Here is a 16,891-nt window from a genome sequence, read left to right as displayed (position 1 = left end):
CAACGCGATTGCGGCTAAAAACAGAAACGGGGGCCGTGATGGCAAAAAAGGGTAAGCTGGAACTGACATGGGTGGGCAAGGATGACCGCCCGCGCCTTGAACCTCGTATTTTGATTGAAGACCCTGAGAAGAGTTATCATGCCAATGAACGCAGGTCTGAGAGCGACATATTTGATAACGTGTTGATCAAAGGTGACAATCTACTGGCCTTGAAAGCCCTCGAGCAAGACTATGCAGGTGACGTAAAGTGCATATTCATCGATCCGCCGTATAATACGGGTTCAGCTTTTGAGCACTATGAGGATGGGTTGGAGCATTCGATTTGGCTGGGATTAATGCGGGACCGCCTTGAGTTGTTGAAAAGGCTTCTTTCCGACAGCGGATCTATTTGGTTAACCATTGATGATAATGAAGCTCACTATATCAAGGTGCTTCTAGACGAAATTTTTGGTCGATCGAACTTTATTGCCAACGTAATATGGCAGAAGAAGTTTGCAGGTAAAGCCGACTCTGGCTTTTTTTCTGAATTCCACGATCATGTGCTTGTTTACGCAAAAAAGAAATCAGAGCTATCAATAAACGGAATGCCTCGCACTGCTGAGCAAGATGCTCGGTACAAGAATGTTGACAATGATCCTCGGGGTGTCTGGGCGTCTGACAATCTCCTTCGAACAGAGTATCGAGAGTATGCATATTATCCTGTGATGACACCGGCGGGTAAAGAATACTATCCACCGAAGGGCTCAAGCTGGCGTTTTACGAAAGAGAGAATGCAAGAGCTTGTCGAGGACAACCGGATTTGGTTTGGGGCCAATGGCGGAAATATGCCTCGCTTAAAGAGATTCCTTTCGGATGTAGCGCAGAGCCTGCCGCCATCGACATGGTGGCCACATTCCGAAGTGGGTCACAATTCGGAAGCCAAAAAAGAACTAAACGCAGTCTTGAGCGAGGTAGATGACATTTTTGCGACTCCTAAACCTGAGCGATTGATTAGCCGTATCTTGGCGATTGGGTCCAATCCAGGAGACCTAGTTCTTGATTCTTTTGCAGGCTCGGGAACAACTGGTGCAGTTGCGCAAAAAATGGGCCGCCGCTGGATTATGGTCGAGTTGGGAAAACACTGTGATACACACATTATTCCTCGTCTACATAAGGTCGTGGATGGAGATGACGGCGGTGGAATAACAAAATCAGTTGATTGGAAAGGTGGCGGAGGCTTCCGCTATTACACTCTTGCTCCATCCCTTATCGAAACTGACCGTTTCGGCATGTCGATCATCTCCAAGGAATATAACGCGGCGATGCTGGCAGAGGCGATGTGTAAGCACATGGGCTTTACCTATGCGCCTAGCGAAACCGATTACTGGAACCACGGCTTTTCGACCGAGACTGATTTCATCTATGTCACCACCCAAAGCCTGACCCATGACACGTTGCGTAAGATCAGTGCTGATGTGGGCAATGGCCGGACGCTGCTTGTTTGTTGCAAAGCCTATAGTGGCGGTGAAAACATCGACAATCTGACGATCCACAAGATCCCTTCAATCGTGTTGGATAAGTGCGAATGGGGACGTGACGATTACTCCCTCAACGTCGCAAACCTGCCAATGGCCGAAGAAGAGGATCCAGACGCCGATCTGCCCTTGTTTGCCGAGGGAGTATCCGACAATGAGTGACGCCAAGCTTCTCCGCCAGATTACCCAACGCCTGTCCCTGCGCGTGCCGCAAGAAGAAGCCCTGACGATCCTTGCTGATGTGCTCGATCAGATGGATTTCAGCGAAGAGACAGACATGGCGCGCCTTTTGGGCGTGATCAAAGACACATATCCATCTGTTGAGGATTTTGAGCGCGAGTTTCCAACGCTTTGCTTCTCTCTCGCGACCGGCGTCGGCAAAACCCGCCTCATGGGCGCTTTCATCAGCTATCTGTACATCAGTGGAAAATCGAAAAATTTCTTTGTGCTGGCCCCAAACACAACGATCTACCAAAAGCTGGTTGAAGATTTTTCGCGCCAATCGTCGCCAAAGTACGTGTTCCGTGGCATATCTCAATTCGCTCAAACCCCACCGATCATTGTCACCGGTGACACATGGGAGGAGGGGCGCGGTATCCGGGGCGCCGACTTGTTCGGTGGCGAGGCCATCATCAATATCTTCAACGTCGATAAAATCAACAAAGAGAAGGGCCGCATTCGCGGATTCAGAGAAACGCTTGGCGAGAGCTACTTTGATTATCTAGCCGGCCATTCCGATCTTGTGATGCTGATGGACGAAGCGCACCGTTACCGCGCTAAGGCCGCCGCGAAGTCGATCTATGAGCTACAGCCGCGACTTGGCATCGAACTGACAGCAACGCCGAAAACGGTAGGCGCATCGCCAAAGCCGTTCAGGAACGTGGTCTACAACTACGGCCTCGGTAACGCGATGAATGACGGCTACGTAAAAGAGCCCGCCGTGGCGACCAGAACCGATTTTGATCCGAAAAAGTACGACCGAGCGCAACTTGAAGATATCATGCTGAAAGACGGTGTTTTCTATCATGAATATGTGCGGACTGAACTTGAGCTATACGCCAAACAGAACGGTAGGGAACGGGTCAACCCATTTATGCTGGTAGTCGCTCAAGACACGACCCACGCACGGGCGCTGAGAGAACAGATTGAGAGCGACCGGTTTTATGAGGGTGCTTACAGAGGCAAAGTTGCTGAAGTTCACTCTAAGCAATCTGGGGAAGAAAGCGATGAGGCTATGCAGCGCCTTGTGCGACTGGAAACCTCTTCAGATACCGAAATCGTCATTCACGTAAACAAGCTGAAGGAAGGTTGGGATGTCACTAACCTTTATACCATTGTTCCGCTAAGAGCCTCTGCATCGGAAATTCTGACAGAGCAGACACTTGGCCGAGGATTGCGGCTGCCATATGGGCGCAGAACGGGCCATCCTACGGTGGATACCCTGACGGTGATTGCTCATGATCGTTTTGACGATGTGATCGCAAAGGCAAGAGAGGACGGATCCGTAGTCCAAATGAAGACAATTACGCTTGGTAATGGTGGCGATGTTTCGGACGAAAAGCGTAAAGTGGTTACCGTTGCTCCAGCATTTGAAGAGACTCTGACGGGCCAAAGCGATGAACAAGACAGTGGCGATACGCCAGTAGTCTCAACACATCAAAGCGAAGCCGAGAGGAAAATTGCAGCTCGCACATTTGAGCTCGTACGCGATCGCTATCAAGCCAAGGTAAAAACATCGATTAACGAGCTAGCTGACGACGAAACCATTGCAAGCATTGTTCGTGATATTGAAGCTGACGATCAAATTAGTCAAACAGATATGGATCTAGGAGAAGCTAGGCCAGACACCGCAAGTGTGGTCAGGCGCGTTACTGAAGCCATTATTAAGAACACGATAGAGATCCCCGAAATTATAGTCATTCCAGATAGAGAAGTTCACTTCTGGTTTGATGATTTCAACTTGGAGCGGCTAAGCGAGATCAAGAACAGACCCGTCGATGGGGACATACTTGTTCAAACTCTCGGAAGCGACGTCCGTAAGCGTATTGAACGTGTGGAGGGCGCTGCGCAGGAAGATCGCTTAGAGAATTATCTTGTTAGGCGAATTATAGCTGAACCTGAAATAGACTACGACAGTACTGCTGAGCTGTTATTCAAGCTTGCGGGCCAAATGGTAACGCATCTTCGATCCTATCTGAGCTCAGACAGCGAAGTAGAAAATGTTCTTCTGTCTCAGGGCGACCAGTTGACAATGTTTATTATGCAGCAAATGCGACAGAATATTGGAAAAACGGATACGGTGTTTCGAGTCAAAATGAACCATGCGTTCGTTTCGCTGGCTCCACAACAGATTGTTGAAATTGAGGGTAAAGTGATCCCTCTGACACTGCCTGCTACTCCGCTTTCTTTGACGAGGTCTTTCGTGTTTGTCGGAGGAGAGAAGTCTCCCTTCAAGAAGCATAAGTTCGATAGTGATCCTGAGCGACGTTTTGCGTGCTTGATTGACCGTAGTGATGAGACCGACGTTATCTCATGGCTCAAGCCTGCACTGGGGCAGTTTCAAATCGAATATGCCAGCAGCAAAAACTATAATCCTGACTTTGTTGTCGAAACCTCAAAGGAACTACTTATCTTTGAAATCAAGGCAGACAACGACCTTGACGCTGCAGAAGTCATCGCGAAGGCGGCCGCAGCTAAAGTTTGGGTTGAGAATGCAAATACCCTGCTATCTCCCCTTGGGAAAAAGCAATGGCGCTATATCTTAGTTCCTGCTTCAAAGATTTCTGAAAACGCTACCTTTGAGGGACTATCGATTTGAGGGAATTATGCGCTATTCCAGTATTTTGAGGAAAGATGCGCCGCAAATACTTTTCACGCTGAATACGCATAAGACGGCCTAAACTTCTTTGGAGATTCGAATGCCTAATGACGAAAAACTAAAGGTCTGGGGCCTACACATGGGCGAGCATGTTGGCAGCAAACCAGTTGACCAGGGTTAGGGGGCAATCGGTTGGCAAGAGCTCGGGGATTTGCGCGAGTATGCAGACCGTGAGGCGTACAAAGCAGCTATTGCAGAAAAGATACCAGGCGCAAAGCAAGGAGCACATCCGGTGTATGCTGGTACGCAATTGGGCTGCTCGTTGCTTTCTTCAATACACTACGTTACTGTGTTGAACACAGTGTTTGCCCTGTACGCAGCTTAAAGTGCTATCACACAGTTTTTCGCACACCTCATTTTTGCACTTAATTACCGTTTACTTTCAATAACTTATTTAAAACACAAGTCTTGAAAATCCTCGTGTCGGTGGTTCGATTCCGCCCCTGGGCACCATTCGGAAAAATACATTTATAAATTTTCGCGAATGCCGCACTTCAGTCCTTGCTGCACAGTGCCGCGAAGGCCCTTTTGCTCGCGACACGAATGGCCCTAAGGCTAATCATGCACTAACTTTCAACTTGGACCACCCAAGTGAGGCTGCTCAGGATCAACACACGGTTTGGCTAGTTACTTCCACCACCCTTAATGAAGGCTCCCCCATGGCCACCAAAACTAAGTTGCACCCCCGTAATCAACACAGAGAAGGTTACGATTTTGTGCGTTTAGTCGCGCATTCACCTGAACTTGAGGCATTCACGATCCGCAACCCTGTCGGTCAGGCGACTATCGATTTTCAAGACGTGTCGGCGGTCCGTATGCTTAATCGCGCGTTGCTAAAGACTTATTACAGTATCAATTTTTGGGATATCCCAGCCAATTACCTATGCCCTCCGATTCCCGGTCGTGTTGACTACATCCACTATCTGGCGGACTTGCTTGCTTGCAGCAACAATCAAGAAATTCCGCGTGGGCGGAATGTCAAAGCGTTGGACATAGGCACTGGTGCTAGCTTGGTGTACCCCCTTACTGGCCAGAGTGAATACGGCTGGCACTTCACTGGCGTCGATATAGACCCCGCCGCTATCAAGTCGGCACAGCAGATATGCCATTTCAACAATCTGAAAGTAGACCTCAGACAACAAAATAGACCTGAGAATATCTTTAGAGGCGTGATTGAACCCCATGATGCTTTTCACATCACCATGTGCAACCCGCCTTTCCATGCGTCCATAGAACAAGCTAATAAAGGCACCCAGCGTAAGTGGCGTAACCTTGGCAAAGGGCATTCCAACAAACTCAATTTTGGCGGTCAAAACGCTGAACTTTGGTGTCCGGGTGGCGAGATAAAATTTATCGCCCGCATGGTTGAACAGAGCATGGAGTTCGCCGAGCAGTGCCTGTGGTTTAGCTCATTGGTGTCGAAAAAAGATAACCTCCAGCCACTCTACAAAATTTTAGGAAAAGCTAAGGTTGCTGATTTCAAAGTAGTCGAAATGGCACAGGGGAAAAAAACAAGTCGTTTTATTGCTTGGACTTACATCAAAAAAAGTCAGCGATCTTTGTATGTGAATGAAGCTCGTAAATAGAACGGATGGCACCCCACCAGACCGGACATTGCATCGCCTCGCGGCCGGTAATCAACCAAGGCGCGTGTCTTTTTTCCCTAGAGGGGGATGATCACTGAGATCGTAACGTTCGAGATTTAACATGCGAAGAATCAACAGCGCGTCGTCGCGCTCTTTGAGGGCAACGCCAAAATTTGGCGAGCGCACCCAAATGCGTATTGGCTTATCACTTCGGCTCGGCAGCGAACGAATTCGATAAGTATAGGCGTTAGAATTTGATCAGCGGTTGACGGGTGATAGCAAGCCGATTGAGCCAGCAGTCAGCCAAGTCGAATTTTCCATGGCATGCCGCGCTAAGATGTCTCCCAGTCGTTTAATGTTAAAGTCATCGCAACTTTCAAAGACCTCCCCGCCTTGAAAACGGTTCTTCACCAATTGGGAGGCATGGAATGAAAAGAAACGCCCAGACGTTTCTGTCTGAGCGCTTCGTCTTAATTGATTATCTACGACTTAAGCGTTTCCAGCACCCGTTCCGTACCAATCCCCTTGGTCTACTTTTATTGCACTATCTAGAAGTTTGGCGAATTCTTTTGGATCTTGTGTGCCGCCGTCACTTCCACGGTAATGATAAGGAATGACAACAGATGGTTTGAACTCTGCTACAGCGCTTGCAGCAGCATTAATATCCATTGTGAATGGTAAATTCATACACAACAGCGCTACGTCGATATTTTGAAGCGCCCTCATTTCGGGGATGTCTTCAGTATCTGAGGAAAGGTACACGCGCGTGCCGCCGATATTCAAAACGTACCCGTTGTCGCGCCCCTTGGGATGGTATTTCATACGGTCTTCTGTGGTATTGTAAGCCGCAATTGCTTCAATCCCGATATCACCAAAGGCTGTTGTCTCTGCATTCCCAATCACCTCAGCGCGTGCAGCCAACTCTTCAGTCATTTGCTCTTGAGCGCCTTTGTTTGAAATGAGGGTAGTGTTTTCCCCCATGACGCCTGCGAGCGTATCGTTGTTTAGATGATCGCCGTGCTGATGAGTTACCATAACGAGATCCGCGGCGGGCATACCTTCATACAGGGCTAAATCTCCAACTGGATCAGCATAAATCACACCCATCGGTGTCTCAATAATGAGAGAAGCATGTGCGATTGGAATAATTTTAACGGCTCCATTCCCGAAAATCATACCATGGCCATTAGCAAAAGCGAGTTGTGGTAGAACGGAAATTGACCCGGCGGCGGCCGCGGCGGAGCCAATGAAATTTCTTCTCGAAAGCATGTGTTTCTCCCTGTTGTTAAATTTCACCCAAATGGCGTTTAATAACTAAATATACGTAGCTCGCCTCACATTGGATCAACTCTATTTCCGTTTCACAAAATACATTTTACATTTATTGCTGCCGAGCAAGGTCTGTCACGCATATTTGACCAACGTCTTGACACTTCACGGAGAGGCGCGATTGCCGTTTCCACCTTTCCACCTTTCCACCTTTTCACACCGAACCTGTTTTGTGCCTTTGTATCTCGATGCTTTAGAGCGGTATCCATGGGAGTCTTGCTTAAGAAACTTCCTTTTCGAAGGTTTGCCAATTGGGCGCGGTACAACCCGTTGTTTTGGGAAAATGAGCGGTTGTTGAGAAGTTGGCCCCTAAGATTTTAGGCGCTTTTCTTATTTTTGTCCAAAGATCTTCACCTTTTTATACTTCCATCGAGCGGATCAGAAAATGGGAATCTAATCATGATTAGATTGTTAGGGCATTCTGGGCTGGTGGTCTGCCTGCCAATTCTTTCGAATACCACTGCGATGGCCTGTGGTCGGCCGACGCTCGCGGGGACGAATAAGGCGATTCCGTCTTCCGGAATAAACAGCCAATCGTTGCTCAACAATGCGATACTCATCGAAGTGAAACACGAGCGCTAAATTTAAAATGGGTTTAGAAAGCATTAGCGCATGAATCGCTACCAACTGACCGGGAGTCAGATTTACGTAAAGGATCGTGCGACATGCAGTTTTGCTGACAACAAGGGACGGCAAATACTACCCCACAATGCCTGACGTCAGCGCCATTGGATCCAAATAGGGTGGTTTGATAAGAGATAGTTTTTGGCTCATCGTAAGCACTGAGGAGTGGGACATGAGACAAACAAATGGAACACGAAAAAGTCCTGGCGAGAAAATCGTCAAGGATATCAAGCGGGCCACCCGCAAACAGTATTCCTCTGAGGAGAAGATCAAGATCGTTTTGGACGGGCTACGCGATGAAGACAATGAGACCTTGTCCGCCATTGGTCCGAGGACAGTGGTCGAATGCCGTACTGTGCCGTCCATTGTCCGGCAGTTGATACGCAATATCAACGAGAGGGGCTGACGAGGTGCGGCGGAAAGTTGTCAAGCTCGCCTTGAAGGAGACAGAACTGTCCCCGCGAGAACTGGCCGTGACTTTCACAGACAAGGAAAGTTACTTTGTATCCGAGGCTTCAGTCTACCGTGTCCTAAAAGCGCACGACCAAATCACCAGTCCGGCCTTCATCTCACGCCATTGATTGCAAATCGATCGTGCCTATAAAAGCCGCCAAAGAGTTCAAAGACAAAACCACGGCGATCAACCCGCTTTGGCAAAGGGACTCCACTTACCGCAATGTTCTGGGCTAGAGGTGGTTCTATCTCAGCACTATTTTGGACGATTACAGCCGCTACATTATCTCGTGGAAGCTCTGTACAAACAGGCGGACAGAAGACGTGACCGATACGTTGGATTTGGCCTTGGAAACCTCTGGCTGTGACCACGTCCACATTGTTCACAAACCACGACTACTAAGCCTCTCTGATTGATACTGCGTATCAACTGCCGAGCAATGTATAACGGCTCCAGCTAGGTCTCTGGAGAGTTGGCCGAGCGGTTGCAGGACAAAGGCATGAAGCACTCACGCGGAGCGCCGTATCACCCTCAGACCCAAGGCAAGATCCCTCTCATCACTGCAAGCGGCGACTGCCGGGCAGTGGAGCGTTGGCACCAAGCCCTGAAGAACCGGATATTGCTGGAACACTATTTCCTGCCATGCGATCTCGAAGCCCAAATCGAAGCTTTCGTCAATCATAACAACCATCAGCGCTATCACGAGAGCCTCAACAACGTCACGCCCGCCGACGCCTACTTCGGGCGCGACAAAGCCATTCTACGACAACGAGAAAGGATCAAATGCAAGACACCGGAAACGTGCCGCTTGCATCACAGGCAACGCGCCGCATAATACAACCAACCAGATGAGCCAACCTCTCGCTCAAATTAAGTAGCTCTTGGCCCCATAAACACTGACGACGCACAAATTAGGTCTCGAAAAACTGTCACATTAAGCGCGTGTAGGCAGCCTGACAATATTGGCACAAAAATGGCCAAGAGTAGCGTAATAAAACGTTGCGACATTAGAGGACAACCCTTTGTTTGGAGGCACCGCGGATGTCAGATTCTGCTATCGCTGAGCAGTCCGTCGTCAGGGTTTTTGGCACCAATGGCGCGATTAGGTGCTTTTGCTAGGAAGATGTTGTAGACATATCAAAAAAAGGAAAACGACGATGCTCACTCCCTTCCACCTGGCGTACAATGTGACGGACCTTGATAAAGCGCGCGCTTTTTATGGCGATGTGCTTGGCTGCATTGAAGGGCGCTCGACGGAGACGTGGGTAGACTATTCATTCTTCGGCCACCAAATATCGCTGCATTTGGGAGCGCCATTTGAAACGCGTTCGACGGGGAAAGTTGGCGAACATATGGTTCCCATGCCGCATTTGGGGGTTGTCCTTCTGATTGAGGATTGGAAGGTGCTTGCGGAACGCTTGAAAGAGAAACGTGTCGATTTTTTGATCGCGCCTAGCCTGCGTTTTGAGGGTGAACCCGGCGAGCAGGCAACGATGTTTTTTCGGGATCCGTCTGAAAACCCTATTGAGGTGAAAGGCTTTGCAGATTTGAGTAAGGTGTTTGCGTCCTGATCAAAGGAGCCTATTCAGCCAAGTTCTTTCGGATTTGGTTGGCTGTCCCTTAAAGCCGTTTCTGTCAAAATAAGACAGTTGACACACCGCGCATAGATTTTACTTCCGTCTTTTCAGGCTGGCTTTATCAAGCGTGCCCATATCTCTTTACTTTCGAACGGTACTAACCCCGACGTGGATGGCGGTCTTCATGTTTGGGAATTAGATGCCCCCAATCACTTTCATTTGGGCGGAAGCGTGCGTTGTCGAAAATTCGTCGGACCATCTCATAGTCAATCATATGACGCGGTTTTGATCTAGAACGACCATTGCCACTGGTTTTCTAGCTGTTCGCTGCTGCGAGTGCCTAAGTCCTTTCCGCGGGGTTAATCGGTCCTTCTTAAAACTTTCAATTCAGCCTCAAAGACTTTCCTGCCCGCTTGGCCCATCTCCCTTGAATTTACACCGCATGAAATATTCAGGAGGAGCTGGTCTTGTGACGGTTCATTTCCTGTCTCTCAGCTCGTTTTTGCGGCCCTTCGTTCAGATGCCAAGGGGCTTTTGCCTCCCCGCGATGAATGTCGGCGGCGTAGATTGCAAAATCCATTGATGTACTGGAATGTTGCGCCTTCAGCCTGCCGCCGCGTCTCCCATCGGTTTCTCCAAATTAATTCTGCCGTGATGGATTTGAAAAATGTTTCCATCATGGAATTGTCCATTGCCCGGCAGAGCTATACGCAGCGTGATCCCGAGAGGAGGAGCAATTCCCTTTGCCGCTCATGGATACTTTGAAGCCGCGTTTTATCAGGCATTTCTGGTAATCATGCGATCAGAATTGCGAGCCACGATCCGTATGGTAAACGGGGTAGCCGCCGTAATGCCACGGTCATAGCCCACGCGCGTATTGCCAGATTTCGCTTCATGCGATTGCTACCCGCTGCCTTCTCCTCGCGAAGCAGAAAAACTTCCTTCCGAAGGCGCTGTTCTCTTTCTCGATATCTTGATGAGGCCCAGACATAAGGTCAACCTACTTGTGTGCTTCTGAACCCACTTGTTCAGTGTCGACAAACCCACGCCTAAATCTGATGCAACCTGTAGCCGCGCCAGGCCGCTAGTGGTTGCGATGCGGACCGCATCACGCGTGTATTTGGTTGCCATTGACAACGCATCCTCTTGCCCACGGGACTAGTTATTTATGGAAAAAGCCACTAAAGTTCGTTGCGGGCCGAAGCTACGTGAAAACTTTTGTCACTGTTTGTGGCGATTCAGTTAGGTTCAGCAATGTACCCTGTAGACATTTTGCTCGTTGCTTGCTAAAGGACCATGTCCTGCAATTTTTTGCAAATTTTAAACTTAGGAAGGTGGTGAAAACCACATGCAGGTATCTGTTCGTGATAACAACGTCGATCAAGCTCTTCGTGCGCTGAAAAAGAAACTTCAGCGTGAGGGTGTTTTTCGTGAAATGAAGCTCAAGCAACATTTCGAGAAACCCTCTGAGAAGAAAGCTCGTGAGAAAGCCGAAGGCATTAGTCGTTCGCGTAAATTGGCTCGCAAGAGTCGGGAACGTGAGAACGGCCTTTAGGCACTCCTTTCTAATCGATTTCATGAAATTGGCGGGGTAACCCGTTTCTTAAAACCCCCGCGCCTCGTCGACGGGGGTTTTGTTTTTTCTAAATCAGTAGTTTAGCGGAAATACGCAGCCCGGATTTTAATCGCTTGGCCATATTCCCATCCCTTCTCAAGGCAACGGAATATTCAATTATGGGGTGTTTCGACACGGTAGAAGAAGATGTCCAAAGGGCAGGACGCCATTATCACTGCATGGCGTATCTGTGATCAATTTTTGAAAGTGGCTTGTTCTGGTAATGATGAATATTAGTTGTCACCTTTGTCTGATCTCGAGGGTGTAATTCCAGCCAAAGCACCAAGTGCCGCGGCATCGCGGACGTTGATGCCTTCATTCTGAAAGACTACCGTGATGGCGGCTGTGTTGCTTTGAAATGCACCTTGCGGAGCTGCTAGATTCTGGCATTGGGCCAATTCATTTCTATAGTTAGGCCCAACTGGCTCTAATTACAGGTTAATAATAAGAGCCAGAGTTCGCACAGGCTGCAATCAATGCAAGAAGTGGAACGGCTTTTGAAAAACTGAAGGTGGTCATTGAAAGACCTTTTGGAACTGAAGTACTGTTGTATTATGCGATCGGGAAAAATTAAAATTCGAGGACTGAGCTGTATTAAGTAGGAAAATTTCCTTTTTGCACCGACAGCCCAAGTTTGATTGAGTAGGAACGTAAAAGTCAAATTAGTTCCAGAGCGCGTGATTTGTTGGGGCAATTTCAGTATTATCAGGTTTTTGAAGCTAACACTTGAGGTGCGGAAAGTAGAACCATGCTTCCGACCTCGGTTCTCATTAATTTGGGTGTGGAAAGGTCTTGGTCGTTGGCTGATGCCTCTTCGAGAACGAGTCGAACTATGCTGTTAATTGACGTTCGGAGGTGAGTTCTAACTGTATTCCTCAATTTGGTATCGGGGACCGCAGAAAGATGTGAAAAACTATGAACCGAAGCGCGTTGTCACCTGCCTCGACCAATGACCATTCACAAGGTATTTGACGGTTGATTTGAATGCTCGCGTCTTTGCTCGCACGGTCAAAAGGCCGTCGAAACAACTTTGACGACTTGCAAAAAATATTGGAATTACCCGGACCTGCATCGCCGTGTTTAGGGTCTCCCTGTTTGTATTCCATTTTTTTCCGCAGGCCTGCGGGGGATGCACGTTTCGAAAGGTTTTCAACCTTACCTTGGGGCCTCTTTGAGTTTCGCATCCTGACTCGTTGGTCATTTTCTACACCGAGAAGTAACGTGTGGATCGATGTCACTCGATTGGAAATGTAAATACGATCATTCGCTGGAAATCCAATGAATCGCCCTCTAAAACCTGGGGGCCTAGACAGTTAATTATAGATGTCGGACAGGGGAAACCGAATTGGTCTTCAAAGACGTCTTGAGAGGATTATTCAGGCGTTTCAGCGCCTCCTTCGATTATTCTCTATTTCCTATTCAGCCAATCTTACGGCCAATCCTCTCATTGGGCTGGCTAATTTGGGAAAACCGATGCAGTGTCGGGATATGTTGACTAAAGAGAGCTTTTTAATTTCGGATATCCGCGTTCCAGCCAAGCGCAAAAAGACACTTGATCTCGGCAAATTGCAGGCGATTGCGGAGGATATGCTTGAAAATGGTCAGACGACCCCAATCAGACTGCGGACTGGAAAAACAGGTTTCGTTTTGATCGAGGGGTATCATCGCCTAGAGGCGCTGAGGGCACTAGGTGAGGATAAGGTCGAAGGCTATCTGGTACGCGCGCAGTTGCACTAGAAACAGCAAGGCCGCAACCTGCTGTATTCGTTCATTTGTTAGGCGGCCACTGCGAGGAAATGCATGCAATAAGGCAGTATGACCAACGATGCGCCCGTCCTCATTGCATCGAAGTAAACATGAAAATGCACCAATCATTAAATAATTGATCGCGGACAGTAGATTGCTACTTAGGTAGCTTGTCAGTCCTTCGTTTGGCATCGAGATGGCGCGTGCCGTATGTCGGCATTCTGCGCCACCCCATGCTCCTTAATCCGGCCGTAATCTCGCTTAGGTCATTCCGCGTTTATGTATTGGCGCCAATTGTGCTGCTCTTTAAATCCTAGCACTTCTCGGATCTTTAAGTTCGAGAACAATGCTTCGTTGTCCGCCAGTTCTCTGCTGAGTTGCACTCCTGGAAAGAAGCGCTCAAGAATTTCGGAGTTTGGAATATTAACCGAATTGGTGTCATTTCCCGCATTGAAGATCTGATAGCCGAGGCCGTTCTTCTTGAGGCAAAGGTCCACAATTTGACCAAGGTCACGCGCGTCAATATAGCAAAAAATATTGCGGCGGCGAACGCCAGGGTCCGCGAAAAACGCAGGGAAATTTTCGTACTCGTCGGGTTCAATAACATTGCCGATCCGAAGCCCGTAAATGTCTATGCCAGAACGTCTTTGAAAGGCGCGGCCTGTTTTTTCATTGACGACTTTGCTCAAACCGTAGCTGTCCATCGGGTCGACATCATAGTCTTCATCGACGGGTAAATAATGTGGATTGACAGTACCATCTGAGAAGCAAATCCCATAGGTGGTTTCTGAAGAGGCAAATATAACCTTGGGAATTCCCAGCTTTACTGCGGCTTCGATCACGTTGTAGGTGCCCACAGTATTGATCCGAAACGTCTCGTGATCTGGCTTGATCAGAATGCGGGGGACGGCGGCGAAATGCACGACGGCATCGAACTTTGGAACGCCTGTTCCCGCTTCCATTTCGTCAAAATTTGCATAGCTTGTCATCACGTTGAACATGGAGCCTGAGTCGGTGATGTCGGCTAGGAGGTTGTCGATACCCGCTTCGTTTAGGGGCGTAAGATCGACGTTGACCACCCGATGCCCTTGATCGCGCAAATATCTGCACACATGCCGACCAGCCTTACCTGCCCCCCCTGTAAATAGAATACGCATTTTCTGTTCCCCACTTCATTGGTCAAAATTTGGCCTGCGCCTAGGGTCGGTTCCCAGAGCGTCTCTTTCGGGAAGTTGTATTCTATTCAAACAGGATCACAAGGGCGGTATCCGCGGTTGATTGCCTGAAAGGCGTTTTGGAATGTTTCCGATTGAGCCACAGTAGGTTCGCGTTTAACACACAGAGGCGCGGTAGTATTCTCTGCTGGATCTGAGTGAGAATTTATTTCTCAAGGACATTTCGGAAGGACCCTCGAATGAACATGACACGCAGATGGATTGTGAACGCGGGTTTGGCCGCGTTTTTGGCGGGCTGCTCATCGGGCGGTGGGCGTCGCGACGTTGGCGGCCTTGTTGAGGATCCGGGGCTGCGTCCTCAGGCCAACGCAGGGTACGACGCATGGGTCGCTTCCTTTCGCTCGCGGGCACAGGCGCAGGGAATCTCGCAAGCTACTCTCAACGGTGCGTTTCGCAATGCAGGCTTCCTGCCTGGGGTGGTTGAACGGGATGGAAACCAAACGGAATTTTCCCGCTCACTCGAAGATTATTTGGCCATTGTTGCCTCCAATGACAAAGTCATAGAGGGGCGCTCCAAGCTTCAGCAGCGTGCAAAGCTCTTCTCGGAAATTGAAGCGCGCTACGGCGTGCCCGGACAAACTACGGACGCGATTTGGGGAATGGAAAGTAACTATGGCGCGCGCCGTGGCGACATTTCGGTCGTCTCGGCAACGTCGACCTTGGCCTATGACGGTCGCAGGGGTGTCTTTTTTGAGAAGCAACTTATCGCGGCTTTGCAAATCCTTCAGCGCGGCGATGTCGCCCCCGATAATCTGGTCGGAAGCTGGGCGGGCGCGATGGGGCACACACAATTTATCCCCACAACATTCGCCGCCTATGCTGTAGATTTTGAAGGCGACGGACGGCGCGGCATTTGGTCTGATGACCCCACCGATGCCCTTGCTTCTGCGGCGGCATATCTTTCGGCATCTGGTTGGAAACGGGGGCAAATCTGGGGCCTTGAGGTCATTTTGCCATCAGGTTTCAATACGTCCCTCGCAGGGCGTGGAAAGCGGAAATCAGCGGCGGAATGGGGTGCGCTTGGCGTCAAAGCTGCGCGTGGATCGATCCCAAATCACGGCGGGGCCGCGCTCTTGCTGCCCGCAGGGACCACGGGACCAGCCTTTCTAGTGTTCCAAAACTTCGATGTCATCCTACGCTATAATAACTCGGTGAATTATGGCATCGGCGTTGGGTATTTGTCGGATCGGATTGCCGGCGCAGGCCCGTTGGTGACAAGCTTCCCGCCTGACAGCAACGGCATGACGATTGATGATCGTCGCAAACTACAGGAACGCTTGACCGCACGGGGGTTTGACACCGGCGGAAGTGATGGCGTCATTGGTCCCAAATCCCGCGATGCCATTCGGGATTATCAACGCAGCGTCGGCCTGTCGATGACGGGCGAACCGTCGCTAGATCTCCTCCGACGGCTCGGATAAAACTATGGCTAGCCGCTCCTACCACTATCGGGGCGGCAGAGCGCCCAAAAGCCAGTCGCGCACTGCAACGCTCGCAGTTTTCTGCGCGGCGTCTTTTGGCCACACGAGGTAAAACCCAACGTTATCGCTGGCGGGGAGGGACCACAGCACTTGCTGGGCTTTGTCTGTCAAGTTGAAGAAAATATGCGGGATAAGCGCAATCCCTTGGCCGTTTTGAGCGGCATCCATCGCGAGTGCTGTCTGGTTGAATTGAAGAAAACGGCGCTCTGGTACGATTTCTTCGGCATTAATCAGGGCATCCCAGTGTTTGTGGCTATCCTGAATGAGGGTGTAGCGGGCGAAGTCTGATACGCTGGTAATCGGCAGATCATGGTGCCCTATTGCGACAAGGTTTAGGGGGGCAAAAAGGGCCCAGTCGAGATTTTCGGCAAAGGGCGGCGCGCCTTGACGGATCGCCAAATCAATTCCGTCGTTCTTAAAATCAGCGAGGCCTTCCTCGGCGCGAATTTGCAGCTCTATTTCTGGGTGCGCCCGCTCAAAATCAGGCAGGCGAGGCACCAACCATTTTGTCGCAAACGATGGCGGAACACTCAGGGTTATGCGTCGCCCGTCTGGTTTGAAAACGGCCGTAGCTTTGGTAATGATCGCCAGCGCTTGGTGGATTGATCTGTGATAGGTTTGGCCTTGTTTGGTGAGTTTTAAACCGCGCGGCAAGCGTTCAAAAAGCGGTTGCCCCAGATCCGTTTCCAATTGCCGAATCCGTTGTGCGACGGCCCCTTGCGTCAGATTTAACTCTTCAGCTGCAAGGCGGAAGTTCTGATGGCGCGCAGCGGCGTCAAACATTTGAAGGGTGTTGAGGTTGATGTTTCGCACTGTAGCTCCGGCATACGCAGTAGATTTCCTACAGTCTGG

The 16,891-nt window shown here is 49.7% G+C and carries 12 protein-coding genes and 2 pseudogenes; 10 read left to right on the top strand and 4 right to left on the bottom strand.

Annotation, left to right across the window (positions count from 1 at the left end):
• The first annotated feature begins 38 nt into the window (after nt 1–38).
• The 3 genes from AB9F26_RS09460 (at nt 39) to rlmF (ending at nt 5,978) form a co-directional block, all read left to right on the top strand.
• The gene (locus AB9F26_RS09460) at nt 39–1,676 is read left to right on the top strand and encodes a site-specific DNA-methyltransferase (RefSeq protein WP_369767882.1); all 1,638 of its coding nucleotides are present in this window, start codon (nt 39–41) and stop codon (nt 1,674–1,676) included.
• Nucleotides 1,669–4,332 (top strand): DEAD/DEAH box helicase family protein, encoded by a 2,664-nt coding sequence (locus AB9F26_RS09455; RefSeq protein ID WP_369767881.1) that lies wholly within the window; start codon nt 1,669–1,671, stop codon nt 4,330–4,332. The genes AB9F26_RS09460 and AB9F26_RS09455 overlap by 8 nt, the downstream gene beginning before the upstream one ends.
• Before the next feature lie 719 nt (nt 4,333–5,051).
• Nucleotides 5,052–5,978 (top strand): 23S rRNA (adenine(1618)-N(6))-methyltransferase RlmF, encoded by a 927-nt coding sequence (gene rlmF / locus AB9F26_RS09450; protein WP_369767880.1) that lies wholly within the window; start codon nt 5,052–5,054, stop codon nt 5,976–5,978.
• 489 nt (nt 5,979–6,467) lie between these two features.
• Here the strand turns inward: rlmF and AB9F26_RS09445 are convergent, their stop codons facing one another.
• Nucleotides 6,468–7,274, bottom strand: coding sequence for an MBL fold metallo-hydrolase (locus AB9F26_RS09445; protein WP_335586322.1), 807 nt, complete (start codon nt 7,272–7,274; stop codon nt 6,468–6,470).
• A 432-nt stretch (nt 7,275–7,706) separates the two neighbouring features.
• On the opposite strand from AB9F26_RS09445, the gene AB9F26_RS09440 reads away from it, so the two are divergent.
• From AB9F26_RS09440 to AB9F26_RS09425, 4 genes and pseudogenes are all read left to right on the top strand, one after another.
• Nucleotides 7,707–7,889 carry a hypothetical protein gene (locus AB9F26_RS09440; RefSeq protein WP_335586321.1) on the top strand — a complete coding sequence of 61 codons (183 nt, stop codon included), beginning with the start codon at nt 7,707–7,709 and terminating at the stop codon, nt 7,887–7,889.
• 214 nt (nt 7,890–8,103) lie between these two features.
• Nucleotides 8,104–8,337, top strand: a complete 234-nt coding sequence (locus AB9F26_RS09435; protein ID WP_369758028.1) for a hypothetical protein — start codon at nt 8,104–8,106, stop codon at nt 8,335–8,337.
• Nucleotides 8,336–9,220: pseudogene (locus AB9F26_RS09430) on the top strand (transposase); the annotation flags it as partial. The gene AB9F26_RS09435 and the pseudogene AB9F26_RS09430, both read left to right, overlap by 2 nt.
• A gap of 322 nt (nt 9,221–9,542) precedes the next feature.
• Nucleotides 9,543–9,956, top strand: a complete 414-nt coding sequence (locus AB9F26_RS09425) for a VOC family protein (protein ID WP_335586320.1) — start codon at nt 9,543–9,545, stop codon at nt 9,954–9,956.
• A gap of 497 nt (nt 9,957–10,453) precedes the next feature.
• On the opposite strand, the pseudogene AB9F26_RS09420 reads toward AB9F26_RS09425, so the two are convergent.
• A pseudogene (locus AB9F26_RS09420) lies at nt 10,454–10,954 on the bottom strand (DDE-type integrase/transposase/recombinase); the annotation flags it as partial.
• 356 nt (nt 10,955–11,310) lie between these two features.
• On the opposite strand from AB9F26_RS09420, the gene rpsU reads away from it, so the two are divergent.
• Together rpsU and AB9F26_RS09410 are read left to right on the top strand one after the other, a co-directional pair.
• Entirely contained in the window at nt 11,311–11,517 is a 207-nt protein-coding gene (gene rpsU / locus AB9F26_RS09415) for a 30S ribosomal protein S21 (protein ID WP_082802156.1), read from the top strand.
• A 1,548-nt stretch (nt 11,518–13,065) separates the two neighbouring features.
• Complete coding sequence (locus AB9F26_RS09410; RefSeq protein ID WP_369754216.1) at nt 13,066–13,314, top strand: ParB N-terminal domain-containing protein; 249 nt, start codon at nt 13,066–13,068, stop codon at nt 13,312–13,314.
• Nucleotides 13,315–13,589: 275 nt separating this feature from the next.
• Here the strand turns inward: AB9F26_RS09410 and AB9F26_RS09405 are convergent, their stop codons facing one another.
• A complete protein-coding gene (locus tag AB9F26_RS09405) occupies nt 13,590–14,480 on the bottom strand; it encodes an NAD-dependent epimerase/dehydratase family protein (protein WP_369767879.1) in 891 nt (296 codons plus the stop codon).
• Nucleotides 14,481–14,737: 257 nt separating this feature from the next.
• Here AB9F26_RS09405 and AB9F26_RS09400 point away from each other — a divergent pair, with 257 nt between their 5' ends.
• On the top strand, nt 14,738–15,979 hold the full coding sequence (locus AB9F26_RS09400) for a lytic murein transglycosylase (RefSeq protein ID WP_369767878.1): 1,242 nt from the start codon (nt 14,738–14,740) through the stop codon (nt 15,977–15,979).
• 24 nt (nt 15,980–16,003) lie between these two features.
• Here the strand turns inward: AB9F26_RS09400 and AB9F26_RS09395 are convergent, their stop codons facing one another.
• Nucleotides 16,004–16,852 (bottom strand): LysR substrate-binding domain-containing protein, encoded by an 849-nt coding sequence (locus AB9F26_RS09395; protein ID WP_369767877.1) that lies wholly within the window; start codon nt 16,850–16,852, stop codon nt 16,004–16,006.
• Nucleotides 16,853–16,891 lie beyond the last annotated feature (39 nt).

Source organism: Falsihalocynthiibacter sp. BN13B15 (assembly GCF_041205415.1).
Classification (GTDB): Bacteria; Pseudomonadota; Alphaproteobacteria; order Rhodobacterales; family Rhodobacteraceae; genus Falsihalocynthiibacter; species Falsihalocynthiibacter arcticus.
This window is presented reverse-complemented; position numbering and strand designations above follow the sequence as displayed.